Source organism: Azospirillum endophyticum, from assembly GCF_016595245.1.
Taxonomy (GTDB): Bacteria; Pseudomonadota; Alphaproteobacteria; order Azospirillales; family Azospirillaceae; genus Azospirillum; species Azospirillum endophyticum.
This window is the reverse complement of sequence record NZ_JAENHM010000030.1, coordinates 70,780-96,821: the sequence shown is the minus strand read 5'-3', so window position 1 is coordinate 96,821 and position 26,042 is coordinate 70,780. Positions and strand designations below refer to the sequence as shown.

Annotated in this window: 28 protein-coding genes; 6 read left to right on the top strand and 22 right to left on the bottom strand. The window is 67.1% G+C overall.

Going from position 1 to position 26,042, the window contains the following annotated elements:
* The first annotated feature begins 85 nt into the window (after positions 1 to 85).
* From JHL17_RS09850 to JHL17_RS09840, 3 genes are all read left to right on the top strand, one after another.
* Positions 86 to 1,033: a LysR family transcriptional regulator ArgP gene (locus JHL17_RS09850; RefSeq protein WP_200192555.1), complete on the top strand. Its 948-nt coding sequence runs from the start codon at positions 86 to 88 to the stop codon at positions 1,031 to 1,033.
* Positions 1,034 to 1,102: 69 nt separating this feature from the next.
* Positions 1,103 to 2,929, top strand: a complete 1,827-nt coding sequence (locus JHL17_RS09845; RefSeq protein WP_200192553.1) for a M3 family oligoendopeptidase — start codon at positions 1,103 to 1,105, stop codon at positions 2,927 to 2,929.
* Positions 2,930 to 3,060: 131 nt separating this feature from the next.
* The gene (locus tag JHL17_RS09840) at positions 3,061 to 3,480 is read left to right on the top strand and encodes a bacteriohemerythrin (RefSeq protein ID WP_200192551.1); all 420 of its coding nucleotides are present in this window, start codon (positions 3,061 to 3,063) and stop codon (positions 3,478 to 3,480) included.
* Positions 3,481 to 3,782: 302 nt separating this feature from the next.
* Here the strand turns inward: JHL17_RS09840 and ilvC are convergent, their stop codons facing one another.
* From ilvC to miaA, 5 genes are all read right to left on the bottom strand, one after another.
* Positions 3,783 to 4,802: a ketol-acid reductoisomerase gene (ilvC, locus tag JHL17_RS09835; RefSeq protein WP_200192549.1), complete on the bottom strand. Its 1,020-nt coding sequence runs from the start codon at positions 4,800 to 4,802 to the stop codon at positions 3,783 to 3,785.
* A gap of 186 nt (positions 4,803 to 4,988) precedes the next feature.
* Entirely contained in the window at positions 4,989 to 5,495 is a 507-nt protein-coding gene (gene ilvN / locus JHL17_RS09830) for an acetolactate synthase small subunit (protein ID WP_200192547.1), read from the bottom strand.
* Positions 5,496 to 5,530: 35 nt separating this feature from the next.
* Positions 5,531 to 7,294 (bottom strand): acetolactate synthase 3 large subunit, encoded by a 1,764-nt coding sequence (locus JHL17_RS09825; RefSeq protein WP_200192545.1) that lies wholly within the window; start codon positions 7,292 to 7,294, stop codon positions 5,531 to 5,533.
* A 329-nt stretch (positions 7,295 to 7,623) separates the two neighbouring features.
* Positions 7,624 to 8,835 carry an aminotransferase class I/II-fold pyridoxal phosphate-dependent enzyme gene (locus JHL17_RS09820; RefSeq protein ID WP_200192543.1) on the bottom strand — a complete coding sequence of 404 codons (1,212 nt, stop codon included), beginning with the start codon at positions 8,833 to 8,835 and terminating at the stop codon, positions 7,624 to 7,626.
* 17 nt (positions 8,836 to 8,852) lie between these two features.
* Positions 8,853 to 9,845: a tRNA (adenosine(37)-N6)-dimethylallyltransferase MiaA gene (gene miaA / locus JHL17_RS09815; RefSeq protein WP_200192540.1), complete on the bottom strand. Its 993-nt coding sequence runs from the start codon at positions 9,843 to 9,845 to the stop codon at positions 8,853 to 8,855.
* A 204-nt stretch (positions 9,846 to 10,049) separates the two neighbouring features.
* Between miaA and serB the strand changes: the two genes are divergently transcribed.
* The gene (gene serB, locus JHL17_RS09810; protein ID WP_200192538.1) at positions 10,050 to 10,943 is read left to right on the top strand and encodes a phosphoserine phosphatase SerB; all 894 of its coding nucleotides are present in this window, start codon (positions 10,050 to 10,052) and stop codon (positions 10,941 to 10,943) included.
* A gap of 19 nt (positions 10,944 to 10,962) precedes the next feature.
* On the opposite strand, the gene JHL17_RS09805 is transcribed toward serB, so the two are convergent.
* The 13 genes from JHL17_RS09805 to JHL17_RS09745 form a co-directional block, all read right to left on the bottom strand.
* A complete protein-coding gene (locus tag JHL17_RS09805; protein WP_200192536.1) occupies positions 10,963 to 11,373 on the bottom strand; it encodes a bacteriohemerythrin in 411 nt (136 codons plus the stop codon).
* A gap of 197 nt (positions 11,374 to 11,570) precedes the next feature.
* Positions 11,571 to 12,356: an enoyl-ACP reductase FabI gene (fabI, locus tag JHL17_RS09800; RefSeq protein ID WP_200192534.1), complete on the bottom strand. Its 786-nt coding sequence runs from the start codon at positions 12,354 to 12,356 to the stop codon at positions 11,571 to 11,573.
* Between the two features lie 321 nt (positions 12,357 to 12,677).
* Entirely contained in the window at positions 12,678 to 13,130 is a 453-nt protein-coding gene (locus JHL17_RS09795) for a YgaP family membrane protein (protein WP_200192532.1), read from the bottom strand.
* Between the two features lie 60 nt (positions 13,131 to 13,190).
* A complete protein-coding gene (locus JHL17_RS09790; RefSeq protein WP_200192530.1) occupies positions 13,191 to 14,090 on the bottom strand; it encodes a PRC-barrel domain-containing protein in 900 nt (299 codons plus the stop codon).
* Between the two features lie 83 nt (positions 14,091 to 14,173).
* On the bottom strand, positions 14,174 to 14,818 hold the full coding sequence (gene ureG, locus JHL17_RS09785) for an urease accessory protein UreG (RefSeq protein WP_200192527.1): 645 nt from the start codon (positions 14,816 to 14,818) through the stop codon (positions 14,174 to 14,176).
* Positions 14,815 to 15,534 carry an urease accessory protein UreF gene (locus JHL17_RS09780; protein ID WP_247893435.1) on the bottom strand — a complete coding sequence of 240 codons (720 nt, stop codon included), beginning with the start codon at positions 15,532 to 15,534 and terminating at the stop codon, positions 14,815 to 14,817. The genes ureG and JHL17_RS09780 overlap by 4 nt, the downstream gene beginning before the upstream one ends.
* On the bottom strand, positions 15,518 to 16,000 hold the full coding sequence (ureE, locus tag JHL17_RS09775) for an urease accessory protein UreE (RefSeq protein WP_200192524.1): 483 nt from the start codon (positions 15,998 to 16,000) through the stop codon (positions 15,518 to 15,520). The genes JHL17_RS09780 and ureE overlap by 17 nt, the downstream gene beginning before the upstream one ends.
* The gene (gene murI, locus JHL17_RS09770; protein WP_200192522.1) at positions 16,000 to 16,842 is read right to left on the bottom strand and encodes a glutamate racemase; all 843 of its coding nucleotides are present in this window, start codon (positions 16,840 to 16,842) and stop codon (positions 16,000 to 16,002) included. The genes ureE and murI overlap by 1 nt, the downstream gene beginning before the upstream one ends.
* 143 nt (positions 16,843 to 16,985) lie before the next feature.
* Positions 16,986 to 18,695 (bottom strand): urease subunit alpha, encoded by a 1,710-nt coding sequence (gene ureC / locus JHL17_RS09765; protein ID WP_200192520.1) that lies wholly within the window; start codon positions 18,693 to 18,695, stop codon positions 16,986 to 16,988.
* Positions 18,696 to 18,720: 25 nt separating this feature from the next.
* Positions 18,721 to 19,026 carry an urease subunit beta gene (locus tag JHL17_RS09760; protein ID WP_200192518.1) on the bottom strand — a complete coding sequence of 102 codons (306 nt, stop codon included), beginning with the start codon at positions 19,024 to 19,026 and terminating at the stop codon, positions 18,721 to 18,723.
* A gap of 13 nt (positions 19,027 to 19,039) precedes the next feature.
* Positions 19,040 to 19,342, bottom strand: a complete 303-nt coding sequence (locus JHL17_RS09755) for an urease subunit gamma (RefSeq protein ID WP_014248459.1) — start codon at positions 19,340 to 19,342, stop codon at positions 19,040 to 19,042.
* Positions 19,343 to 19,488: 146 nt separating this feature from the next.
* Positions 19,489 to 20,355, bottom strand: a complete 867-nt coding sequence (locus JHL17_RS09750; protein WP_345773784.1) for an urease accessory protein UreD — start codon at positions 20,353 to 20,355, stop codon at positions 19,489 to 19,491.
* Positions 20,356 to 20,451: 96 nt separating this feature from the next.
* The gene (locus tag JHL17_RS09745) at positions 20,452 to 21,171 is read right to left on the bottom strand and encodes a LuxR C-terminal-related transcriptional regulator (RefSeq protein ID WP_200192513.1); all 720 of its coding nucleotides are present in this window, start codon (positions 21,169 to 21,171) and stop codon (positions 20,452 to 20,454) included.
* 390 nt (positions 21,172 to 21,561) lie between these two features.
* Here JHL17_RS09745 and JHL17_RS09740 point away from each other — a divergent pair, with 390 nt between their 5' ends.
* A complete protein-coding gene (locus JHL17_RS09740) occupies positions 21,562 to 22,230 on the top strand; it encodes a LuxR C-terminal-related transcriptional regulator (RefSeq protein ID WP_200192511.1) in 669 nt (222 codons plus the stop codon).
* A 225-nt stretch (positions 22,231 to 22,455) separates the two neighbouring features.
* Here JHL17_RS09740 and JHL17_RS09735 read toward each other — a convergent pair whose 3' ends face one another.
* Positions 22,456 to 23,028, bottom strand: a complete 573-nt coding sequence (locus tag JHL17_RS09735) for a type 1 glutamine amidotransferase domain-containing protein (RefSeq protein ID WP_200192509.1) — start codon at positions 23,026 to 23,028, stop codon at positions 22,456 to 22,458.
* 173 nt (positions 23,029 to 23,201) lie between these two features.
* Here JHL17_RS09735 and JHL17_RS09730 point away from each other — a divergent pair, with 173 nt between their 5' ends.
* Positions 23,202 to 23,558: a hypothetical protein gene (locus JHL17_RS09730; RefSeq protein ID WP_200192507.1), complete on the top strand. Its 357-nt coding sequence runs from the start codon at positions 23,202 to 23,204 to the stop codon at positions 23,556 to 23,558.
* Between the two features lie 33 nt (positions 23,559 to 23,591).
* Here JHL17_RS09730 and JHL17_RS09725 read toward each other — a convergent pair whose 3' ends face one another.
* From JHL17_RS09725 to dcd, 3 genes are all read right to left on the bottom strand, one after another.
* Positions 23,592 to 24,056, bottom strand: coding sequence for a DUF2948 family protein (locus JHL17_RS09725; RefSeq protein ID WP_200192505.1), 465 nt, complete (start codon positions 24,054 to 24,056; stop codon positions 23,592 to 23,594).
* Between the two features lie 79 nt (positions 24,057 to 24,135).
* On the bottom strand, positions 24,136 to 25,428 hold the full coding sequence (gene murA / locus JHL17_RS09720) for a UDP-N-acetylglucosamine 1-carboxyvinyltransferase (protein WP_200192503.1): 1,293 nt from the start codon (positions 25,426 to 25,428) through the stop codon (positions 24,136 to 24,138).
* Between the two features lie 53 nt (positions 25,429 to 25,481).
* Positions 25,482 to 26,036, bottom strand: a complete 555-nt coding sequence (dcd, locus tag JHL17_RS09715) for a dCTP deaminase (protein ID WP_014248468.1) — start codon at positions 26,034 to 26,036, stop codon at positions 25,482 to 25,484.
* Positions 26,037 to 26,042 lie beyond the last annotated feature (6 nt).

Genomic DNA, 26,042 nt, shown 5'->3' with positions numbered 1-26,042 from the left:
GAAATCGGCGGGTGCCAATCCGCTAGCACCGGGCATACTTTTGCCATACTTAATCCTCCTTCCTCCGATGAAGCGGGGCTAATCCATGTTGGACTATCCGCTGCTGGCGGCCCTGGCCGCCGTGATCCGCACCGGCAGTTTCGAGCGGGCAGCCAGGCAGTTGCACGTCACCCCGTCGGCGGTGTCGCAGCGCGTCAAGCTGCTGGAGGAGCGGCTGGGCACCGTCCTGGTGGTCCGCGGACAGCCCTGCACCGGCACCGCCGCCGGCCAGCGCCTGTGCCAGCATGTGGAACAGGTGGTCCTGCTGGAAAGCGAGCTACGCGGCACCCTGCCCGGCCTCAGTCCGGCGGATGGGCCGGTCACGCTGCGAATCGCGGTGAATGCCGACAGCCTCGCCACATGGTTCGTCGCGGCCATGGCGGAGGTGCCCAGCTGCCTGTTCGATCTTGTTCTGGACGACCAGGACCACAGCGCCGAGTGGCTGCGGAAGGGCGAGGTGCTGGCTGCCGTCACCGCCAGCGCGGCACCGGTGCCCGGCTGCAACAGCCACCCGCTGGGCGCGCTCCGCTACCGTGCCACCGCCAGCCCCGGTTACATGCGACGCCATTTCGCCGACGGGGTAACGGCCGAGAGCCTGGCGGGCGCACCCTGCCTGACCTTCAATCGAAAGGACCGGCTGCAGATCCAGTGGCTGCGCCTGGTGCTGAGCGATCCGGATCCGGCGCGAATCCCGACTCCACCGACCCATTGGCTGCCGTCCACCCATGCCTTCGTCGACGGGGCATTGGCCGGGTTGGGATGGGGAATGAACCCCGACCCGCTGGTGGCCGACCATCTGGCGGCCGGCCGTCTGGTCGAACTGCTGCCCGGCCGGCCGCTGGACGTGCCGCTGTATTGGCAGCAGAGCAGGATCTCCGGCGCCGCGCTGGCGGAATTGTCACGCGCGGTCCTGCGCGCCGGACGCCAGGCGTTGCATGCGGCCGACGGGGACGAGCGCGAGGATGGGAGCGCGGAAAGCCCGTCGGCCAGATGAAGGCGATGAGGACTTTGCCCGCGCCGCGTGCGCGCTTATATGGATTCGACAAATCTCTGGAGGGACTCGATGACCAGCAGCGCCGCCACGGCCGCAAACGACACCCCCGATCTGGGCGCGCTTCCCACCTGGGACCTGGGCGACCTCTACCCCGGCACCGACTCCGCCGAACTGAAAGCCGACCTCGACCGCATGGAGCGGGAGTGCAAGGCCTTCCGCGAGCGCTATGCCGGCAAGCTGGCGGCGCTGAGCGGCGACGACCTGGCCGCGGCGATCCGCCAGTATGAGGACATCGACGAGACGCTGTCGCGCGTCATGTCCTTTGCCGGGCTGGTCTACAACGGCAACATGGTCGATCCGGCCATCGCCAAGTTCTATCAATCGGCGCAGGAGCGGGTGAACGACATCTCCGCCCACCTGATCTTCTTCACGCTGGAGATCAACCGGCTGGACGAAAAGGATCTGGCGACCAAGCAGAAGGCATCGGCGGCCCTGCGCCACTACGAGCCCTGGCTGCGCGACGTCCGTCTCTACCGCGAGCACCAGCTTTCCGACGAGCTCGAGCGGCTGCTGCACGAAAAGCATGTCGTCGGCCGGGCCGCCTGGAACCGCCTGTTCGACGAGACCATCGCCAGCCTGCGCTTCCCGATGGGCGGGCCGAATGGCGTCAAGGAACTCACCTGTGCGGAGGCGCTGAACCGGCTGTCCGACCGCAACCCCGCCATCCGCCGCGAGGCCGGCGAGGTGGTCGGCAAGGTGCTGGGAGAGAATGCGCGGCTGTTCGCGCTGGTCACCAACACCCTGGCCAAGGACAAGGAGATCGAGGACGAGTGGCGCAACTACCCGACGCCGACCTCCGCTCGCAACCTGTCCAACCGGGTCGAGGACGAGGTGGTCGACGCGCTGGTGTCCGCCGTCAAGGGTGCCTATCCGGACCTGTCTCACCGCTATTACGCGATGAAGGCCAAGTGGTTCGGCCAGGACCATCTCGACTACTGGGACCGCAACGCCCCGCTGCCGGAGGATGCCGACCGCAGCATCCCGTGGGACGAGGCGCGCGACATCGTGCTCGGCGCCTACGGACGCTTCTCGCCGGACCTCGCCAGCCTGGGCAAGCGCTTCTTCGACAATCCGTGGATCGACGCGCCGGTCCGCCCCGGCAAGGCGCCGGGCGCCTTCGCCCATCCGACCGTGCCCAGCGTCCACCCCTATCTGCTGGTCAACTACCAGGGCAAGACACGCGACGTGATGACGCTGGCCCATGAGCTTGGGCATGGCGTCCACCAGATCCTCGCCGGCAAACAGGGTCATTTCCTGTCCGACACCCCGCTGACGCTGGCGGAGACCGCGTCGGTGTTCGGCGAGATGCTGACCTTCCGCGCCCTGCTGGCGGCCGAGACCGACCCGAAGCGCCGCCGCATCATGCTGGCCGGCAAGGTCGAGGACATGCTGAACACGGTGGTGCGGCAGATCGCCTTCTTCGACTTCGAACGCCGCGTCCACACCGAGCGCCGCGAGGGCGAACTGACGCCGGACCGGATCGGCGAGATCTGGATGGCGGTGCAGACCGAGAGCCTCGGCCCGGCGTTGCGCTTCGACGAGGGGTACCGGCATTACTGGTCCTACATCCCCCACTTCATCCACTCGCCTTTCTACGTCTACGCCTATGCCTTCGGCGATTGCCTGGTGAACTCGCTCTACGCGGTCTATCAGGATGCCGAGCAGGGCTTCGCCGAGAAGTATCTGGCGATGCTGTCGGCCGGCGGCACGCTGCGCCACAAGGAGCTGCTGGCGCCCTTCGGCCTCGACGCCTCCGATCCGGCCTTCTGGCAGAAGGGGCTCGGCGTCATCCGCGGCTTCATCGACGAGTTGGAGGCCAGTGAGGCGAAGGGCTGACATCGGGGTTCCTTGTCGGGTCCCTTGCCGGGTGTCTTGACCACCGTCAAGAGACCATGATCGCCGTACGGGTATGGTGGCCTTCGGAGCGTCGTCTCCGAAGGCCATCTTCATTTCGGGAAGCGATCATCATGCTTGCGATCACCACGCCCGCCGCCGCCCAAGCCTGCCCGGCCGCCGATCTCCCCATCCTTGGCTATGCGGTCATGGACCGCGACCACGCCGATTCCCTGGCCCTGCTGAAGGCGGCCTGCGACGCGCCGGCCGGCGAACTCCAGGCCCCTTTCATCGCGTTCGCCAAGCATCTGCGCGAGCATTTCGCCCGCGAGAATGCGTTGATGACCCAGCATGGCTTCTTCGCCCTGCATTGCCACAAGGACGAGCACGCCCGGGTCCTGACCGTGGTGGCGACCATGGAAGCGGAATTGGAGGAGGGCAAGGAGGACCGTGCCCGCCGGTATGTCACCGAGCATTTCCCCGACTGGTTCCACACCCATCTGGCGACGATGGACCGGGTGACGGCGGATTTCCTGGCACAGGCGGGAGAATGAGGCCGGGATCGGGTTTATGCGGCCCCTCTTTCGATGCGATCCGAGAGGAGCATTCCCTGCCACGCCACGCAGCATGAGCGTGATGGCCCGCCTCGGCGATCCGCAAAGTCCTTCCGGCCGAAGGCTACCCTGCCGCAGTCGCGCTTCGCGTCGTTCGTTATGACCCGGATCGCGGCGGGACCTCCCGCAAGGCCGGGCGGCCTCGGAAGCGCACCAAAGAAAAACGCGCCTCCGAAGAGGCGCGCTTTCCGACGAACCACCCTGACTTTCCGGCCGGACCTGTCGGCCCGGCTTTCGCCCGATCAGTTCTTGGACTTGTCGACCAAGCGGCGCTCGGCGATCCACGGCATCATGGCGCGCAGCTTCTCGCCGACCTTCTCGATCTCATGCTCGGCGTTGCGGCGGCGGATGGCCTTGAAGGACGGCTGGCCGGCCTTGCATTCCAGCATCCAGTCGCGGACGAAGCGGCCTTCCTGGATGTCGGTCAGGACGCGCTTCATCTCGGCCTTGGTCTCGGACGTGATGATGCGCGGGCCGGTGCGGTAGTCGCCGTATTCGGCCGTGTTGGAGATCGAGTAGCGCATGTTGGCCATGCCGCCCTCATACATCAGGTCGACGATCAGCTTCACTTCATGCAGGCACTCGAAATAAGCCATCTCGGGGGCGTAGCCCGCCTCGACCAGCGTCTCGTAGCCGGCGCGGATCAGCTCGGTCAGGCCGCCGCAGAGCACGGCCTGCTCACCGAACAGATCGGTCTCGCACTCTTCCTTGAAGGTCGTCTCAATGATGCCGGCGCGGCCGCCGCCATTGGCCGAGGCATAGGACAGGGCGATGTCCAGCGCGTTGCCCGAGGCGTTCTGGTGCACGGCGACCAGCGACGGCACGCCGCCGCCACGCTGGTATTCGCTGCGCACGGTGTGGCCGGGGCCCTTCGGCGCGATCATGAACACATCGAGATCGGCGCGCGGCTCGATCAGGCTGAAGTGGACGTTCAGGCCGTGCGCGAAGGCCAGAGCGGCGCCCTGCTTCATGTTCGGGGCCAGATCGTCACGGTACAGGTCGGCCTGCAGCTCGTCCGGGGTCAGAACCATCACGACGTCGGCCCAGGCGGCGGCTTCGGCCGGGGTCATGACCTGGAAGCCGGCGGTCTCGGCCTTCTTGATGGTGGCCGAACCCGGGCGGAGCGCGATCCGCACGTCCTTCACGCCGCTGTCACGCAGGTTGTGGGCGTGGGCATGGCCCTGGCTGCCGTAGCCGACGATGACGACCTTCTTGCCCTTGATCAGGTTGACGTCGGCATCACGATCGTAATAGACGCGCATGGAGATGGTTCCTTGAATTCGCAACGAACGAAGGCAGAGTGCGTTTCCTGCGGCGGATTACTCCATTGAGCAAAGCCGCCCGTCAAGAGAAACAATCGCTCGATAGAGCAGCAAAATGCAAAGCTTCCTTGCGTTTTTGCCGCTCCGATCTTGCGCAGAATACCCAAAACTGTTTTGGGCAAGCTTTTAGAACGCCGCCGGTCCCTTCGACATGGCGACCACGCCGGTGCGGCTGGCCTCCACGAGGCCGAGTTGGGTCATCAGGCCGACGAAATCGTCGACCTGACTCGTCGTGCCGGTCAGTTCGAAGATGAAGCTGGTCAGGGTGGCGTCGACCACCTTGGCCTTGAAGATGTCGGCGAGGCGCAGCGCCTCGATCCGCTTGTCGCCGGTACCGGCAACCTTGACCAGCGCCAGTTCGCGCTCCACCGACGGCCCTTCGTCGGTCAGGTCATGGACGCGATGGACCGGAACCAGCCGGCCGAGCTGCGCCTTGATCTGCTCGATGATCATCCGGGTGCCGGAGGTGACCAGCGTGATGCGCGACAGATGGTCGGCGTTGTTCACCTCCGCCACCGTCAGGCTTTCGATGTTGTAGCCGCGGCCGGAGAACAGCCCGATGACGCGGGCGAGAACGCCCGGCTCGTTGTCCACCAGCACGGCGATGGTGTGCTTTTCGATCGCGTTTTCCATGGATCCCGTCCTTCCCTTCGTTCGTCGTCAGCCGATCAGACCAGCACCATGCCGTCTTCCGGCGTGGCGTCGGACGGGCTGTCGTCCGGACCGAACAGGATCTCGTTGTGGGCCTTGCCGCCCGGGATCATCGGGAAGCAGTTCTCCCTCGGATCGACGGCGATGTCGATGATGCAGGGGCGGTCGGTGACAGCCAGCATCTTCTCGATCACCTGATCGACCTCGGCCACCGTGGTGGCGCGCAGGCCGACGCAGCCCCAGGATTCCGCGAGCTTCACGAAGTCCGGCAGGGCTTCCGAATAGCTCTGGGAATAGCGCGAGCCATGCAGCAGCTCCTGCCACTGGCGCACCATGCCCATATACTGGTTGTTCAGGATGAAGATCTTGACCGGCGCACGGTACTGCACGGCGGTGCCGATCTCCTGCATGTTCATCAGGAAGCTGGCCTCGCCCGACACGTCGACGACGATGGCGTCGGGATGGGCCAGTTGGGCGCCGATGGCGGCCGGCAGGCCGTAGCCCATGGTGCCGAGCCCGCCCGAGGTCATCCAGCGGTTCGGCTGGTCGAAGGGCAGGAACTGGGCGGCCCACATCTGGTGCTGGCCGACCTCCGTCGTAATGTAGTGGTCCTTGCCGCGCAGAGCCTCGCGCAGGCGCTCCAGCGCATACTGCGGCTTGATGACCGATTCGGTGCGGTTGTAGTTCAGGCAGTTGCGGGCGCGCCAGCCTTCGATCTTCCCCCACCACTCCTTCAGCGCGGCCTTGTCCGGCGACTTGGCGCGCGCCTTCCAGATGCGCAGCATGTCTTCCAGCACGGCACCGCAGTCGCCGACGATCGGGATGTCGACCGCGACGTTCTTGTTGATCGAACTGGGGTCGATGTCGACGTGGATCTTCTTGGAGCCCGGCGAGAAGGCCGACAGCTTGCCGGTCACGCGATCGTCGAAGCGGGCGCCGATGTTGATCATGACGTCGCATTCGTACATGGCGAGATTCGCCTCGTACGTGCCGTGCATGCCGAGCATGCCCAGCCACTGAGTGTCGGAGGCCGGGAAGGCGCCCAGGCCCATCAGGGTCGAGGTGATCGGGAAACCGGTGGTCTTGACGAACTGGGTCAGCAGCTTGGACGCGAAGGGGCCGGCGTTGATCACGCCGCCACCGGTGTAGAAGACCGGCCGCTTGGCGTTGGCGATCAGCTCCACCGCCTCTTCGATGCGCGCCAACTCCGCCTTCACCTGCGGACGGTAGGTCTTGTGCTTGACCTCCGCCGGCGGGACATAGGTGCCGTCGGCGAACTGCACGTCCTTCGGAATGTCGACCAGCACCGGACCCGGACGCCCGCTGCGCGCGACATAGAAGGCCTCGTGCAGGGTGCGGGCCAGATTGTCGACGTCCTTCACCAGGTAATTGTGCTTGGTGCAGGGACGGGTGATGCCGGTGGTGTCGGCTTCCTGGAAGGCGTCGTTGCCGATCAGGTGGGTCGGCACCTGGCCCGACAGGCAGACCAGCGGGATGCTGTCGCACAGCGCGTCCAGCAGGCCGGTCACCGCGTTGGTGGCGCCGGGGCCGGAGGTCACCAGCACGCAGCCGACCTTGCCGGTCGAGCGCGCGTAGCCCTCCGCCGCATGAACCGCGGCCTGCTCGTGGCGTACAAGGACATGGCGGAGGTCGTTCTGCTGGAACAGTGCGTCGTAGATGGGAAGTACGGCGCCGCCGGGATAGCCGAAGATGATGTCAACGCCCTGATCCTTCAGGGCCTTGATGACGATCTGGGCGCCGGTCAGCTTCTGTTCGGACATCGCTCACGACCTTCTCATGTGGGCGCCTCCTCTAAGGCACCCGGTTCCTTGGACTTGTCACCGGCCAAGGCTGCCGGGCTATGCCGCCGGAACAACGGCTTAGCCCCGATGGCTGTGGCCGGGAGCGGCAAATTAGTCAAAACTCCAGTCGCGGGTCAACCCATTTTGCGAATGTTCGCAAAGTTTTTTTGCCGCAGTTTTTCCAAATGTTGCGCGCATGCTTTGCAACATCGGCGCTGCGCCGGTCGGTTCCGCCGAAAATGCAAACGGCGGCCACACCGAAGCGCGGCCGCCGTTTGCAAGGCGCGACGGGGGGAAGGCGGCAGCCGTCAGGCGGCCGTCTTCAGCAGCCCGCACAGCCGGCGGATGCCCTCCCGGATCTGGGCCGGCTTGGTGACGGAGAAGGCTAGGCGCAGCGTGTTCTTGCCGGACCGGTCGGCGTGGAAGGCCGAGCCGGGGACGAAGGCGACGTTGGCCTCCTTGATGGCGCGGGCCAGCAGTTCGGTGCCGTCAACGCCTTCAGGCGCCTCGATCCAGACGAACAGGCCGCCTTCCGGCTTGGTCCAGGTGACGCCCGGCGGGGCGAACTCCTCCAGCGCCGCCAGCATGGCGTCGCGGCGCTCCTTGTACTGGGTGCGCAGCAGCTTGATGTGGCTGTCGAAGATCTGCGAGACGACATCGTGCATGACGATCTGGTTGATCGTGCTGGCATGCAGGTCGGCGGCCTGCTTCATCAGGACCAGCCGGTTCACCACCTCGGGCGCCGCGTTGACCCAGCCGACGCGCATCGCCGGCACCATCGTCTTGGAGAAGGTGCCGCCGAAGATGACATTGGTCAGCTTGCCGCCGTTGCGCTCGCAATCCAGGGCCGCCATCAGCGGCAGATGGTCGCCGTCGTAGCGCAGCTCGCAATAGGCGGTGTCCTCGATCACCGGCACGCCGGCCGCGTCGCAGGCGTCCAGGATGGCGTGCCGGCGGGCCAGCGTCACCGTGGTGCCGTTGGGATTCTGGAAATCGGGGACGAGATAGAAGAACTTCGGCTGCTGCGCCAGCGCCTCGGTCAGCGCCGTCATCTCCGGCCCTTCCTCGTCCATCGGAATGGAGAGATAGGTCGGCTCGTAGGGCGAGAAGGCCTGCAGCGCGCCGAGATAGGTCGGGCGGGTCACCACGATCTTGTCGCCGGGGCCGATCAGCAGCTTGCCGACGAACTCCAGCACCTGCTGCGAGCCGTTGGTGATCAGAACGCCGTCCAGGCCGACGGTGACGCCCTTGCCGCCCATATAGTCGCAGATCCACTCCCGCAGCGGCGTGTAGCCTTCGGTGATGGAGTATTGCAGGGCGGCGCCGGCGCCGGCATTGGACTGGAAGATCTTCTCGTAGGCGCGGGCGATGGCGGAGCTGGGGAACAGATCCGGGTCGGGAATGCCGCCGGCGAAGGAGATGATCTCCGGACGGTCGATCAGCTTCAGCAGTTCCCGGATTTCGGACGCCGTCATGCCGCCCACGCGGCCGGCGAACACATGACCCCAATCAACCGACACGGTGCTTCTCCTTCGGATCAGTAATTTAGTATCGTTCTCAGGCGGTCGAGCATTGCATTTCGTACCGCAGGCGAACAAGGCGAATCGATGGTATGGCAGCTATGCTGTCCTGTATGACTTACCAGCAAATCGGATGATTTGCCAACAATCTGATGCCGGAACCACGTCACCTGCCGTTTGGCGTAGCGGCGGGTCGATTGCTGGGCCAGCGCAATGGCCTCGTCGAGTGGAACTTCGCCGCCCAGGGCGCGACGCAGTTCCGGCACGCCCAATGCCTTCAGCACCGGAAGGTCGGGGGCGAGCTGCTGATCGCGGGCCAGGGCATCGAGCCGCCGCACTTCCTCCAGCGCCCCCTGCTCCATCATCACTTGGAAGCGCCTGTCGCACTGGGCGTAGAGATCGGCGCGCGGCGGGTCGAGCACCAGGATGGTGAAGCGCAAATCCGCGGGCGCCCCTTGGGCGGTCAGGCTCTGCCAGTGGGACAGCGGTTGGCCGGTGGCCTCAAGCACCTCCCAGGCGCGGGTCAGGCGGGTGGTGTCGCCGGGGTTCAGCTTGGCCGACGCCGGATCGCGGGCGACCAGTTCGGCCCGGAAGGCCTCGCCACCGATGGTCGCCAGCCGGGCATGGGCGGCGGCGCGCAGCTCGTCCGGGGTGGCCGGAACCTCGCTCAAGCCCTGCATCAGGGCGCGGAGATAGAGGCCGGTGCCGCCGACCACCACCGGAAGTCGCCCGTCTGCCTTGGCGGCGGCGATCTCCGCCAGCGCCATTTCGCGCCAGCGGGCCGCAGACCCGCGCTCGGCCGCCGGCAGCACGCCATAGAGCCGATGCGGCGCCCGCGCCAGATCTTCGACCGGCGGCCGGGCGGTCAGCACGTCCAGATCGGCGTAGAGCTGCATGCTGTCGGCATTGATGACGGTACCGCCGAACGCCTCGGCGACGGCGAGCGCCAGCCCCGACTTGCCCGACGCCGTCGGACCGCCGATGACGATGACATCTGTCAGTCCGGACATCACAGGCTCCCCACCTCAAGTCCCCCTCTCCCCGGGGGGAGAGGGAACAAAGTCCATCGAGCCAGTTCCATCCCCCTTCCATGGCGTCCCTACGCCGGCATTGCAACACCCATCCGCACGCCGACGCCGAAGCTTCGTTGGACCGCGTCCGCCGCCTGTGGTAGGCAGCGCGCAAAGGCCCTCTTTTCCTCGGGATACCCGCCGATGAACGCCGTCGCCACGCTGATCGCCCCCCGCACCGCCACGCTCGACGAGTCCGCCGTCCAGACCGCCAAGGCGGCGCTGGTGGCGCTGGGCGCCGATGCCGGGGCACCGGACTGGCTGGCGCCGGGCACCGCCTGCGACCTGCCCTTCGGCAACCTCGCACCCGAACAGGCGGAGGCGGCGATCCGCCACGCCCTGAACGGCGCCGCGCTCGACGTCGTCGCCCAGCCGGCGGCGGCACGGCGCAAGCGGCTGCTGGTCGCCGACATGGAGTCGACGATCATCGAGCAGGAGATGCTGGACGAGTTGGGCGACTATGTCGGGCTGAAGGACCACATCGCCGCCATCACCGCCCGGGCGATGAACGGCGAGATCGACTTCAAGGACGCCGTACGCGAGCGGGTCGCCTTGCTGAAGGGCCTGAAGGAAGCCGTGATCGACGAGGTGTGGCAGCGCGCCACCCTGATGCCGGGTGCGGCCCAGCTGGTCGGCACCATGCGCGCCAACGGCGCCGTCTGCGTCCTGGTGTCGGGTGGGTTCCGCTGCTTCACCGGCCGGGTGCGCAGCTGGATCGGCTTCGACGACGACCGTGGCAACGAGTTGGAAGTGATCGACGGCGTGATGACCGGCAAGGTGATCGAGCCGATTCTGGACAAGGACAGCAAGCTGCAGGCGCTGACAGCCTATGCCGGCGAGCATCGCGTGCCGGTGGCGGAGACCATGGCCGTCGGCGACGGGGCCAACGACCTGCCGATGCTGCTGGCGGCAGGTCTGGGCGTCGCCTTCCATGCCAAGGCGGTGGTCGCCGCCGAAGCCCGCGCCCGCGTCGATCATGGCGACCTGACCGCTCTGCTCTATGCCCAAGGCTATCGGACGGCGGAGTTCGTGGGGTAAGGGGCCGCCCCGTTCTCCGTCACGCCCAGACACCGCGAACGTAGGGCGTCAGCTGCGTGTCCATCAGGATGATGTGGCGGACCAGCCAATCGGCGGTGAATTTGTAAAGCTTCTCGGCGTTCTCGTGGGTGGGTTCGCCGGCGAAGCGGTTGGACAGTTCGCTGACCTTCTGGACCGCCGCGCGGTGCATGGCGGCATGCTCCTCGAATTTCGGGTAATGCACGATCTGCATGATCCGTTCTTCGCGGGCAAAATGCTCCTTGGTGTATTCCAGCAGCTTGATCAGGATCTTGGCGACGCGCGCCGGCTGGAACCGCGGAGCGGCCAGTGCTCCGTCCAGTTCGTTCAGATAATCGATCAGGTGTTTGTGATCGTCGTCGATGGCCGGCTGACCGACGCTCAACTGCCGTCGCCATGTGATGGCGCCCATGACCTTGCGGCCTCCCCCTTTGCCGGCACTCCGTTCGAGGGATTATGGATGGTCTCGCCGCCCAGCCTGAACAGCCGGCGGCGTCACACGGCAATTTGACGCACCTGTTTGACGCATCGGAGGGACGGGCCGAAACGCAACGGGGCCGGATGCGTCGCCGCACCCGTCCCCGTTCGCAACCCTGGATCCTCCAGGAGTTAGCCGACGATGGAATAACCGCAATCGACATAAGTGGTGTCGCCGGTGATGCCCTTGGCACCATCGGTGGCGAGGAAGGCGGTGGTGTAGCCGACCTCCTCAATGGTGACCAGACGGCCTTCCGGCGCACGCTCGGCGGCCTTGTTCATCAACTCGTCGAAATGGGCGATGCCGGAGGCGGCACGGGTCTTGATCGGGCCGGGCGAGATGGCATGGACACGGATGCCCTTCGGGCCGAGTTCGGCCGCGAGGTAACGCACGCTGGCCTCGAGCGCGGCCTTGACCGGTCCCATCACGCCGTAATTGTCGATGACGCGGTTGGCACCGAAATAGGACATGGTGAACAGCGATCCGCCGTCCTTCATCAGCGGCTCCGCATACTTCGCCATGCGGATGAAGGAATGGCAGGAGACATCCATCGCCTGCTGGAACCCTTCGCGCGAGCAGTCGACGACCCGGCCGTGCAGATCCTCCTTGGGGGCGAAGGCGATGCTGTGGAGCGCGAAGTCGAGCTTGCCCCACTTCTCGCCGATCTTGTCGAACATGGCCTTCAGCTCGCCTTCGCCGGTGACGTCCACCGGTTCGAAGATCTCGGCCTCCAGCTGCTGGGCCAGCGGCTCGACGAACCTCTTGGCCTTGTCGTTCAGATAGCTGACCGCAAGGTCGGCACCCAACGCGCGGAAGGCGCGGGCGCAGCCCCAGGCGATCGACTGGTCGTTGGCGATGCCGAGGACGAGCCCCTTCTTGCCTTCGAGGGTGGCGGCGGCGGGAATGATCGTGGTCATGGCGGACTGTCCTGCGGTCGATGTGACGAAAGGAGCGACCTCAACCATGGCGGTCATTCGCCGAAAGGTACGCAGCGCCCCTTGTGCAGTGCACCATAGACCAATCACCCCAGCTTCGCAATGCGCGATCGGAGCAATTCGCGTATGCATCTCAATCAACGCGCAGCATTGCCTCATAAATAGTCAGTAAAAGCCGAAGTCACGTCCATTCCTGATCTTTCATTGATCCATATCAAAGACGGCCTGCCAGCATTGGACTGGCAGGCCGTTTCTTGATGACAGTTCCGTTATGGAGAAACACCGCCTAGGCTGCCCGCTTTCTCAACGGGCGACACCGGGCGTGAAGGAGGGTGGGTCGCTGGCCGGGAAGGATTCCTGCGAGGCTTCGTCGACGATCTCCTCCTCGCAAGCCTCCTTGTAGATGTCGCCGGGATGGCGGGAATAGAGGTCGATGCCGTGCTCGACATCCTGGGCCGGAATGGCCGCCCTGTCGTTGTGCGACCAGTCGGACAGCATGGCCTTGCCGGGGCAATAGCCGGTCAGGCCGCGTGCCACCAGGGCGCCGCCGGCCAGCGCCATCGCGGCACCGGTCCAATTGGGCCGGCGCAGGCCCAGCACCGCCAGAGCCACGCCGCCGGCCAGCGAAGCCAGCCGTTCGTTGTGGCCGACATTGATGCCGTAGCTGCCGCCGGGAGCCCCATTGGAACCGCGAAGGCGGTCGTTGAGGCCGCGCAGATTGCGCCGGGCCGTGTCGGTGATTGAAGAGAGTTCCATGTCGGTCCTCCTGAATGCGGGTCCCGGTGGGGGATCGCCCGCCATCGGATCGTTATCGCGTCACTGTTGGGAAACCGGCGGCTGGGGGTTGGTGTTCCCGGACGGTGCCTGTGGAGCGGTGTCCGGCGCAGTCTTCGGCGCGCCGCCCTGCCCCGTTCCGCCGCCCGTCGCCGACCCGCTGGAGCCCGCGGCACCGCGCGCCTGCAGCAATTCCTGGTTCAGCCGCGCCACCTCCTGGGACAGGCGCTGCACCTCCTGGCGCAGCGGAGCGGCCGGGGCATCGCCGCCGCCCGTGGACCCGGCGATGGCGGCCAGCGTCGCCGAATCGCGCATCCAATAGGGGGCGACCCCGTAATAGGTGTGCACCGCCATCGCCCATTGACGGTCGTTCATGTTCGGGCGGTTCTTGTCGTCGAAACGCGGGGCGTTGGTCAGCTTGTCCTTCGGGACGTTCAGGACATAGCCGTCGCCCGACGGGGTGAACAGCGCCCACGGAACCGCGAAGTCGGCCTCGCCGATACCGAGGAAGCCGCCCAGCTCGACCACCGCATAGGCGACGCGGCCGGTGCCGGGATCGATGATGAGTTCGGAGATGCTGCCGAGATCCTTGCCGTCGGGGCTGCGCAGCTTGGCATTCTCAAGATCGTCTGCGGCGATGGCGCGCGGATGGACGATGGAATCCTGCAAGGCCGCCGCCTCGCCCAGGATCGCCTGGCAGGCGGGGGCGTTGCCCTTCTGGGCCGCAGCCTGTGCCGCCTGCTGCAGGGCGCGGAGCTGCGCGGTTTCCTGCTGGGTCACCGGAGCGGGGGAGCCCGGCGCGGCAGCTTCGAGAGCCGCCGCCTGCTGGCCCAACCGGTCAAGTCCCGCCGCGCAGTCGTCGGCCGCCAATGCGGGCGCGGCGATGGACAGGGGGCTCAGCGCGGCCAGCAGCAGGGCCGTGCCAAGGGTGGGGCGCTTCATCAGGGCATCCTCCGGCTTCAGTCGTCTCATGCTGCATGAACAGCATGGTCAAGCCGGAGGTTCCCGAAGGGCCCTGCGAGTCTTCAGCCTGGAAGAGGCAATCCACCGCGCTGGACGATGAAGGACTGGATGGCGTCGACACCCTCGCCCGCCTTGACGTTGGCGAAGACGAAGGGACGGTCGCCGCGCATCTTGCGGGCGTCGCGGTCCATCACCTCCAGGCTGGCGCCGACCATCGGGGCGAGGTCGGTCTTGTTGATGACCAGCAGGTCGGAGCGGGTGATGCCCGGCCCGCCCTTGCGCGGGATCTTGTCGCCGGCCGACACGTCGATGACGTAGATGGTGAGGTCCGCCAGTTCCGGCGAGAAGGTGGCCGCGAGGTTGTCGCCGCCCGATTCGATGAAGATCAGGTCGAGGTCGGGGAACTTGGCGTTCATCTGGTCGACGGCGGCGAGGTTGATCGAGGCGTCCTCGCGGATCGCGGTGTGCGGGCAGCCGCCGGTCTCCACCCCCATGATCCGTTCCGGCTTCAGCGCGCCGGAGCGGGTGAGGAACTCCGCATCCTCCTTGGTGTAGATGTCGTTGGTGATCGCCGCGACCTCCCAATCCTCGCGCATGCGCTTGCACAGCGCGTCGGTCAGCGCGGTCTTGCCGGAGCCGACGGGGCCGCCGATGCCGACGCGAAGCGGACCGGCGTGGCTCTTTTCGATAGCGGGGAGAGCGCTCATGAGCGGAACAGCCTCGTATATTGGGTTTCGTGGATCATCGAGGTCCAGTCGACGGCCATCGCCCGGCCGCCGAGATCGTCGAGCGGGGCGGCCAGCGCCGTCTCCGCCGCCCGGTGGGTGATGGGATCGAGGGCGGCCAGCGCCCGCTGCCCGTCGGTCTGGCCCAGCGGCACCAGCCGGACGCCGGCCGACACCAGATTGGCGGCGAAGGCATGGAGGTAGGCGGTCAGCGCCGGCCCCTCCGCCACGCCGATCAGAGATGCCGCCAGCGCCACCGCCACCGCGTAGGCGACCGGCCGTCCGGTGGCGGCGATCACCGCATCCCAGCGCGCCAGCCCGTCGAGCGGCCATGCGGCGCGGATCGCCAGCAGGAAGGCCTGCCCCTGCGCCCGCGATTCGAGCGCGGTCTCGGCGGAGGCGCGCAGGATGTCGGCCCGCTCCACCGCCCAGGCGAAGGCAACCTCGTCCCCGGCCAGCACGGCGCGATGGGCGGCGGCGAACAGCATGCCGTCGGTCCGTCCGGCGCCATGGCGCAGGATGCCGTCGAGCCAGACGATCAGCGTCGCCCGGTCCCGCACCAGCCCCTGCTCCACCGCCGCCTCGATCCCATGGCTGTAGGAGAAGCCGCCGACCGGAAAGCCGGGCGACAGCCACGCCAGCAGGCGCGTCAGGGCGTGGGTGGAAACGCCGTTATCCACGTCAGTGCGAATGCCCATGCCCGCCGCCATGCGAATGCCCGCCATAGGCACCGCCTTCCGGCATGAAGGGCGCCTGCACGTCGCGCACCTCGGCGCCCAGCCCGCGCAGCATGTCCTCGATCACATGGTCGCGGCGCAGGCGGATGGTGTCGCCGACGATCTGCACCGGCAGGTGACGGTTGCCGAGATGCCAGGCGACGCGGGCGAAGGCTTCCACAGGGCCGGGCACGCGGACTTCCATCAGGTCCTCCGGGGCGGCGACCACCCGCAGGAAGCTGCCGTCGCCCAGTTCCAGCCCGTCGCCGTCGTCGAGCGCGACCGCCCGCGGCAGGTCGAGCAGGAAGGCGCCGCCGTCATCGTCGGTCATCGCCATGCGGCGGCGGAAGCGGTCGTCGAAGGCGAGCGTCACGGTGCCGGCCGCCTGTTCGGCGGCCCAATGGCCGCGGGCATGGACCCGGGTGGCGCGGCGGGTGGAATCGGTCATCAGCTAAGCCGTTCGAAGGGGGTCGGGTGGCCGAAGAAGCGGCCGGCCAGGTCGCTGACCAGCGCCGCGTCCCCGGTGGTGAAGAAGCGCAGGCCACGCTCGCTTGGTTCCGGGCGGTATTCGGGATGACGGTCGAGATACTGCTCCAGCGAGCGGGCGGTCAGCGTCGGCTGGCACAGCACCTCCACCCCCGGTGGCAGGGAGCGGGCGAACAGGTGGCGGACCAGCGGATAGTGGGTGCAGCCCAGCACCACGGCGTCCAACGGCTGGCTGCCCATCTTGTCGAGCAGGACGCGGGCATAGTCGGCGACCGCCGGTTCGATCTCGTCGTCCGACGCGCCGCGCTCGATCAGCGGCACGAGGTCGGGACAGGCCTGCTGGACGACACGCACGGCAGGGGCGCGTTTGCCGATCTCCCGCGGGAAGGAGCCCGAATTGACGGTTGCCGCAGTGGCGAAGATGCCGACGCTGCGCGGCTCGGCCAGATGGTCGGGCGGCACGGTGTCGATCATCCAGGGAACGCGGGTGATCGCCTCCACCATCGGCACCAGCACGCCCAGCACGTTGCGGCCGGGATGGGCCGACGGCAGCCATTCCTGCTGCAGCCGGCGCAGTGCGACGGCCGCGGCCGTGTTGCAGGCGATGACGATCAGCCGGCAGCCCTGCGCGAACAGCCGATCCATCCCGGCCACGGTCAGCCGGTAGATGTCGTCCTCGCTGCGCGGGCCGTAGGGCGCGGCGGCATGGTCGCCGAGATAGACGAAGGGACGGTCGGGTGCCGCATCCACCAGGGCGCGCAGCACGGTCAATCCGCCATGTCCTGAATCGAATACACCGATCACCGACGAAACCTTGCTTGAATCTCCTTCTCCCCCCTGGGGAGAAGGTTGGGATGAGGGGGTTCGGCGCAGCCGAAGACGGACCGCGCCACTTGCCCCCACCCTAACCCTCCCCCGCTGGGCGGGGGAGGGGAAGATAAAACGGCTCAGAACAGGAAATAGCGCTGCGCCATCGGCAGGATTTCCGCCGGTTCGCAGGTCAGCAGCTGTCCGTCCGCCCGCACCTCGTAGGTCTCCGGGTCGACCTCGATGTGCGGGGTGGCGTCGTTGTGGATCATGTGCTTCTTGCCGACGGTGCGGGTGCCCTGGACGGCGATCAGTTCGCGGTGCAGGCCGAGCTGGCGCCCGACCTCCAGTTCCATCGCCTTGGCGCTGACGAAGGTGACGCTGCTGGCCTGGAGCGAGCGGCCGAAGGCGCCGAACATCGGGCGGTAATGCACCGGCTGCGGCGTCGGGATCGACGCGTTGGGATCGCCCATCAACGCCGTGGCGATGGTGCCGCACTTGATCACCATGTCCGGCTTCACTCCGAAGAAGGCCGGCGACCACACCACCAGATCGGCCAGCTTGCCGACCTCGACCGAGCCGACGACATGGCCGATGCCGTGCGACAGCGCCGGGTTGATGGTGTATTTGGCGATGTAGCGCTTGACCCGGAAATTGTCGTTGTCGCCGGTCTCCTGCGGCAGCCGGCCGCGCTGGAGCTTCATCTTGTGGGCGGTCTGCCAGGTGCGGATCACCACCTCGCCCAGCCGGCCCATCGCCTGGCTGTCCGACGAGATCATGGAGAAGACGCCCAGATCGTGCAGGATGTCCTCGGCCGCGATGGTCTCGCGCCGGATGCGGCTTTCGGCGAAGGCGACGTCCTCGGGAATGCGCGGGCTGAGGTGGTGGCACACCATCAGCATGTCGAGATGCTCGTCCACCGTGTTGATGGTGAAGGGGCGCGTCGGGTTGGTCGAGCTGGGCAGGACGTTGCCGAGGCTGGCCACCCGGATGATGTCCGGCGCATGGCCGCCGCCCGCCCCTTCGGTGTGGAAGGTGTGGATGGTGCGACCCTTGAACGCCGCGATGGTGTCCTCGACGAAGCCCGATTCGTTCAGCGTGTCGGTGTGGATCGCCACCTGGACGTCGAGCTGGTCGGCCACCGTCAGGCAGGTGTCGATGGCATCCGGCGTGGTGCCCCAATCCTCATGCAGCTTCAGGCCGCAGGCACCGGCGGCGATCTGCTCCAGCAGTGCGTCGGGGCGGCTGGTGTTGCCCTTGCCGAAGAAGCCCAGGTTGATCGGCAGCCCTTCGGCGGCCTGAAGCATCCGCTCCATATGCCAGGGACCGGGGGTGCAGGTGGTGGCCGAGGTGCCGGCGGCCGGACCGGTGCCGCCGCCCAGCATGGTGGTGACGCCGCTGTTCAGCGCCTCGTCGACCTGCTGCGGGCAGATGAAATGGATGTGGGCGTCGATGCCGCCGGCGGTGACGATCTTGCCCTCGCCCGCGATCACCTCGGTACCGGGACCGACGATGATGTCGACGCCGGGCTGGATGTCGGGGTTGCCGGCCTTGCCGATGGCGGCGATGCGTCCGCCGGTGATGCCAATATCGGCCTTGACGATGCCCCAATGGTCGATGATCAGCGCGTTGGTGATGACGGTGTCGACCGCACCCTGGTGGCGCGAGCGCTGGGATTGCCCCATGCCGTCGCGGATCACCTTGCCGCCGCCGAACTTCACCTCCTCGCCATAGACGGTGTGGTCGCGCTCGACCTCCACGATCAGGTCGGTGTCGGCCAGCCGGACCCGGTCGCCGGTGGTCGGGCCGTAGAGGGCCGCATATTCGGCCCGGTCGATACGGTGCGCCATGTTCTCGCCCTTCCCTGTCGGCCCGTCAGAGGGCGCCGTTGACCTTGCGGTTGAAGCCGATCACCACCCGGTCGCCGCCATAGGCGACCAATGCCACGCGGCGCGTCTGGCCAGGCTCGAAGCGCACCGCCGTGCCGGCCGGAATGTCGAGCCGGAAGCCGCGCGCCTTCTCGCGGTCGAAGGCCAGCGCGCTGTTGGTCTCGTAGAAATGATAGTGCGAGCCGACCTGGATCGGCCGGTCGCCCGCGTTGGCGACGTCGAGTTCGATCGTGGCGCGGCCGTCGTTCAGCACGATCTCGCCGGCCGCCGGGAAGATTTCACCGGGTTTCATCGGGTGGTTCCCTTCAACGGATCGGCTGGTGGACGGTGACGAGCTTGGTGCCGTCGGGGAAGGTGGCCTCGACCTGGATGTCGTGGATCATCTCGGGGATGCCCTCCATCACCTGATCGCGGGTCAGGACGGTGGCGCCGTCCCGCATCAGTTCGGCCACCGTGCGGCCGTCGCGGGCCCCTTCGACCACATAGTCGGTGATGAGGGCGACCGCCTCCGGATGGTTCAGCTTGACCCCGCGTTCCAGCCGCCGCCGCGCCACCATCGCCGCCATCGCGACGAGCAGCTTGTCCTTCTCGCGCCCTGTCAGGTTCATCGGGGGATTGCCCTTTCGCCGCCCTGTTCGTCACCGGATCATCGCCGGCCGGTTGGCGATGATTATGCCATGATGACGCGTCGCGCCAAGTGCGTCGTATGACGTAGGGGATTGAAACAATTGAGTCCGAAGCCCGGACCCGGCCTTCACATTTCCCACAGCCGCGGCAGCCGGGCCGGCAGGCCGGCGGCTTCGGCGCGCAGGCCCGACCACAGCGCCGCATAGGCGCTGCGCACCGCGCGGGCATCGCCGCCGAGGATGCGGACGACCAGCAGACCGTCCAGCGCGGTGGCGCCGATGCGGGCGCCCTCCAGTGGTTCGGCCAGTGCGCGGACGGCGTCGAGACGGCGGGCAACGTCGGGGGCCGCGTGCAGCAGGGTGGCGCAGGCGGCGGCTCCATCGAGTCCGGCGGGATGGGCCAGCGCCTCGGCGACATCCCCGTCCAGATGCAGGGCATCGGCCCAGATCAGCCGGCCGTCGCGGGCGACCTCCCAGGCGTCGCGGATCAGGCCGCGGGTGACCGTCTCGCCGAAGGCGGCACGGCCGAAGACCAGCATCTCGCCGGCGATCACGCGGCCGTCGCCCGACAGGTCGATGCGTGTCCGCCGGCGAAGGCGAGAGCCTTCGAAGACGATCGCCTCCTGCGGCATCCATTCCAGCCACGCGCCATCTTCCGCCGACAGCAGCGTGTCGATGCGGCAGTCGGAACCGGTGGAGCGGTAGACCTTCTCGGCAGCCTGTGTGGTGACCAGGGCCCTGGCGCCCGGCCCGACCGACAGGCCGATGTCCATCCGGTCGCCGCCGACCATCCCGCCGGACGTGGTGGCGAGCACCGCGATGGGAAGGTCATCGCGGCGCGGTGTCGGCATCAGCACCCGGAGGGGATCATGATGGTAGAGCGTCGCCAGCCGGGTCTCGCCGTGGCGATGCTCGAACCGGACGGTCGCGGCGCCGTGGACGGCGACCTTCTTTTCCTCACACGACGCGTCTTTCGGCCTGTCGGCCACCGCCACCTGAACCAAGCGCCCGCTCCCCATCGGATGATGCGGGCGCCAGTCTGCCGGAAGCGGGGCTGTCCAGGCAATGCGGACGAAGCCCCCGCCCTTGCGTCAGCCTTCGCCGGTGAAGCAGCCGTTGCGGGCGGCGACCACGGCGACCTGGGTGCGGTTGCGCACCCCCAGCTTCTGCATGATGGCGCGGACATGGACCTTCACCGTGCCTTCCAGCACGCCCAGGCCGCGGGCGATCTCCTTGTTGGAGTGACCGGCCAGCAGCAGTTCGAACACGTCGCGCTGTCGGTCGGTCAGGCGGTCCAGGATGTCGTCGTTGCCGCGCGGCCCCTCGGCCAGCGCGCCGTTCAGCACCGCGCGCGGCAGCGGCAGGAAGATGTCGCCGCTGAGCGCCAGCGAGATGGCATGTTCCAGCACCTCCGGCGGGCTGGTCTTCAGGACATAGCCGCGAGCCCCCATGCGAACGCTGTCGACGATGTCGGCGACCTCGTCGGAGTTGGTGAGGATCAGGACCGGCACCTCACCCATGGTTTCCATCAATCGGCGCAGCCCGGCGATGGCACCGCCGCCGGCATCGTCTTCGGTCACGCGCGGTGGGCCGGGGTCGTACAGGACCAGGGCCAGTTCAGGAGTCTGGCGACCGATGTCCAGCGCTTCATCCAACGACCCGGCCTCCAGCACGCGCGTTCCCGGGCAGATTTCGCCGATAGACAGAGCGAAGCCGTGGCGGACCATCGGCTGCTCGTCGACCACCAGAAAAATCCGCGTGGGATTGCCCGCGCTGCGCGAACCACCGCGCGCTTGAAGCTCGAACTCCATCGTGTCCCCTTATTCTCAGCGGACCGCTCCACAGTAGGGCCAAGAACACCAAAAAGCCCCAACGGGAAAGCGGTTCATTCGCGCCGCTCCGTGGTGCGGCTACCCCTAAATATCGAATGAACGGTTCTGCGTTCATTTTCCTGCCAAATCCAATCTATTGCCTGTGACTTTCTTGTTCTCACCTTGCACCATTGGTTAATGAACCGTATAAATCATCCCAGCACGAAGCGCAAAGCCCGCTGTTCCGAACAATATTGTTCTAATTTTCTATGTTCGGAGTCTGCGTGGACCGGATCGACCGGTCCGGTCCTTGGCACAGGACCTTCAGGCGCAGATCAAAAGGGGGGATCGCCGCCGCCCGGCGAAGGGCGGCCCAGCGGAGGATCATCGATGAAGACATGGAATGTAATGCTGGTCGATCACGACCGGCTGTTTTCGGCGGCCCTGGCAACGTTGATCGGCGGCGGCCCCTTCCGGGTCAGCGCCCACGCGGCCAGCGCCGACGACGCGCTCGACCTGATCGCCGACGGCGAGCAGCCCGACCTGATCGTATTGGCGCTTCAGGACGGCATGCCGGAGGAGATCGCCGGCATCCGTCGACTGCGGGACGGCACGTCCGCCCGGATCGCCGTGCTGGCCGACACCATCGCCGACCGCAGTCTGTCCCAGTCGCTGAAGGCAGGTGCCGACGCCTATCTGAACAAGAGCATGTCGAGCGAGAGCCTGCTGCGCTCGCTGCGGCTGGTGATGCTTGGCGAGGTGGTCTATCCGACCCATGTCGCCGGCCTGCTGATGGCGGCCGCCAACGAACGCCCGCAACACAGCCCCATGCCCATCGCCATGCCGCCCAGCGGCGACCTGTCGAAGCGCGAGGTGCAGATCCTGCGCTGCCTGCTGGCCGGCCAATCGAACAAGGCCATCGCGCGCAACCTGCACATCACGGAATCGACCGTGAAGATGCATTTCAAGAACGTGATGCGAAAGATCAACGCGCAGAACCGCACCCAGGCCGCGGTGTGGGCGATCCAGAACGGATTGTCGCCGCTGGTGACGGCGTAGGGGGTTGATTTGTTTAGGTGTGGGCTTCGATTGCCCCCGCCCCAACCCTCCCCCGCTCTCAGCGGACCTACGGTCCGCCTGCCGCGTCAGCACAAAGCATAGCTTTGTGCGAGAGCTGGGCGGGGGAGGGAGCAAGTGCGTGTTCGGAAAGGCGGCGGAAGTCCCTCCCCCGCCTAGCGGGGGAGGATAGGTGGGGGGCTAACGCCGTCAGGCTCCGTACCCCTCCTACTCCGCCGCGTGGCGATGGCCGGCATGGCGCCCTTCGCAGAATTCCTCGATCATCTTGCGGCAGAAGGCCGGAATATCGTCGGGCTTGCGTGACGTGACCAAGCCATGGTCGGTCACCACCTGCTCGTCGACCCAGGTCGCCCCGGCATTGCGCAGGTCGACCTGCAGCGACGGCCAGGAGGTCATGCGCTTGCCGCGGACGCCGCCGGCATCGATCAGGGTCCAGGGGCCGTGACAAATCGCGGCGATGGGCCGGCCGGATTCGACGAAGCTCTTCACGAACTCGATCGCCTTCGGCTCCAGCCGCAACGAATCCGGATTCATCACGCCGCCCGGCAGCAGCAGCGCGTCGTAGCGGCCGGGGTCGGCCTGGTCGAGGGTCACGTCGACGTCGACCATGTCGCCGCGGTCATGGTGGTTCCAGCCCTGGATCTGCCCAGCCTTGGGGGCGATCACATGCACGGTGGCGCCGGCGTCGCGCAGGGCCTTCACCGGTTCGGTCAATTCCACCTGTTCGAAGCCGTCGGTGGCGAGCACGGCCACGGTCTTTCCGTCGAGTTTCTGAGCCATGGCGGGGTCTCCTTCGCGGTTGGTCTGACCGAAGGCCGTTTTTTGTCGGCCCCACGGCATTGGTCCATGCCGCAGCAACCGGATTACCCCTGGATGGTTCCCTGGGAACTGTCCCGCAATTCCCATGTTGATTGTGACATACGAGACACACATCAACGATGGGAGCCCGGATCATGAGGTTCCAGACCCTGTTGGCCGGCCTTGCGCTGGCGACGACCCTGCCCTTCGCCCATATCGAGTCGGTTCAGGCTGCCGATCCGCGCGCCGCGAGCGATCTCGTCGGACTCGAGGTGACCGGTCTGCTCGGCGAAGAATTGGGACAGATCGTTTCCGTTTCGCCCAGCGCCGACGGCAAGGACACCAGCATCCTGGTCGAGGCCAGCGGCATGCTGGACGTCGGTCACCGCTTCTTCACCGTCCGCCGCTCGCAGCTGTCACCGGGCGAGGACGAGGATACCGTCACCTACAAGAAGACCGCGCAGGACGTGATCAGCCGGCTGAACAACGACACCCAGGTCGCGGAGCGCTGAACCGGCGCTCCGCCCGGCGCGTCGGGCGCGGCCTCAAACACCGTCGTCGGGGTGGCAGGGTTTGCAGCCGGTAGGCCAGGGCTCCCCCAGATCCTCCACAACCATGCGCCAGGACGGCCCGTCCAGACGGACGCAGCCGCCGCCGGCGAAATGGAGGGCGATCCCGCCTTCCACCGTTTCCATCGACAGCAGTTCCAGAATCCGGCCGCGGTCCTTCAGGTCGAAGCCGCGCAGCCTGGCGCCGGTGACTCCCTCCACCCGCAGCCCGCAATGGACCCGTTCGTAGGGAGCGAGATCATCGTCGTCGGCGGAGGGGCCCGGACGCGGACGGTCGGCGGCCTCCCAACGGAAGCGGTTGACGACCATGACGAACCGCTTCTCGTCGGGCTGGAAGCACATGTCGGCGACCGGCAGGATGGCGTCCTGCAGGCAGGCTGAGACGACCTTCAGGTCCTCCTCGTCTTCGGCGCGCAGGCGGATCGGGGTCATGTCCGCCATGGTTGGGACCGTCATAATCGGGGGCACCTCTCGGGAAAGGCCAACCTTAGGGGATGGCGGGAGGGGCTGCCCCCGCCGCTTACTCGTCGCTGCCGTGGATGCGTTCGATCTCCGCACCGCAGGCGGCCAGCTTCTCCTCCACCCGCTCATAGCCGCGGTCGAGGTGGTAGACGCGGTTGACCATCGTCTCCCCCTCCGCCGCCAGCCCGGCGAGCACCAGCGACACCGAAGCGCGCAGGTCCGTCGCCATCACGGGCGCACCGGTCAGCCGCTCCACGCCACGCACCAGCGCCGACGAGCCGTGGACCGTGATCCGCGCGCCCATGCGGGTCAGCTCCGGCGCGTGCATGAACCGGTTCTCGAAGATCGTTTCCGTGATCATCGCCGCGCCCGTCGCCGTGCACATCAGGGCCATCATCTGGGCCTGAAGGTCGGTGGGGAAGCCGGGGAACGGCTCGGTCATCACATCGACGCCGTGCAGTTCGCCGTTGGCGCGCGAAACGCGGATCCCGTTGTCGATCTCCTCGAAGGCGACACCGGCCGGGGCCAGCGCCTTGACCGCCGCCTTGATCAGATCGAGCCGCGTGTTCATGATGTCAAGACGGCCGCCGGTGATCGCCGCCGCCATCGCGTAGGTGCCGGTCTCGATCCGGTCGGCCACCACCATGTGGCGGGCGCCGTGCAGACGGTCGACGCCCTCGATCACCAGCCGGTCGCTGCCGATGCCGGTGATCTTCGCTCCCATCTTGACCAGGCATTCCGCCAGGTCGCTCACCTCGGGCTCGCGCGCGGCGTTGACCAGGATGGTGGTGCCCTTGGCCAGCGTCGCGGCCATCAGCAGGTTCTCGGTCGCACCGACCGACACCTTGGGGAAGACATATTCCGCACCGCGCAGGCCGCCGGCCGGGGCCTTGGCGACGATATAGCCCGCCTCGATCCGGATGTCGGCGCCCATCGCCTCCAGGCCCTTGATGTGCAGGTCCACCGGACGCGCGCCGATGGCGCAGCCGCCGGGCAGCGACACCTTGGCCTCGCCGCAGCGGGCCAGCAGCGGCCCCAGCACCAGCACGCTGGCGCGCATCTTGCGCACCAGGTCATAGGGGGCGGTGGTGTTGGTGATGTCGCGCGCGGTGAAGTCCACGGCGCGGCCGGCGCAATCGCCGCCGGCCCCGGCCATGTGGATCGCCACGCCGTGCTGCAGCAGCAGATTGCACAGCGTGTTGATGTCGGCCAGGATCGGCAGGTTGGTCAGCGTCAGCGTCTCGTCGGTGAGCAGCGACGCCGTCATCAGCGGCAGGGCGGCGTTCTTGGCGCCACCAACGGTGATGGTGCCGTTCAGCGGGCGGCCGCCGCGGATGCGGATCTTGTCCATGGACCTGTTTCTTTCGCGGATACGCTTCAGGAAGCGTTCGGAGTTAGGAGCGCTCAAAGACGGGGCAGCGTGACGCCCTTCTGCCCCATGTATTTGCCGGACTTGTCGGCGTAGGACACCTCGCACACGCTGTCGCCCTTCAGGAACAGGAACTGGCACAGCCCCTCGTTCGCATAGACCTTGGCGGGCAGCGGGGTGGTGTTGGAAATTTCCAGCGTGACGTGACCCTCCCACTCCGGCTCCAGCGGGGTGACGTTCACGATCAGGCCGCAACGGGCATAGGTGCTCTTGCCCAGGCAGATGACCAGGACGTCGCGCGGGATGCGGAAATACTCCACCGTGCGCGCCAGCGCGAAGCTGTTGGGCGGGATGATGCAGACGTCGGTCTTGCGGTCGACGAAGCTCGAATCGTCGAAGCGCTTCGGGTCGACGATGGCGTTGTCGACGTTGGTGAAAATCTTGAACTCGTCGGCGACCCGGGCATCGTAGCCGTAGGACGACACGCCGTAGGAGATCACGCCTTCGCGCTTCTGGGTCTCGACGAAGGGCTCGATCATGCCCTTGGTCTCGGCCATCTCGCGGATCCAGCTGTCCGGCATGATGCCCATCGCGGG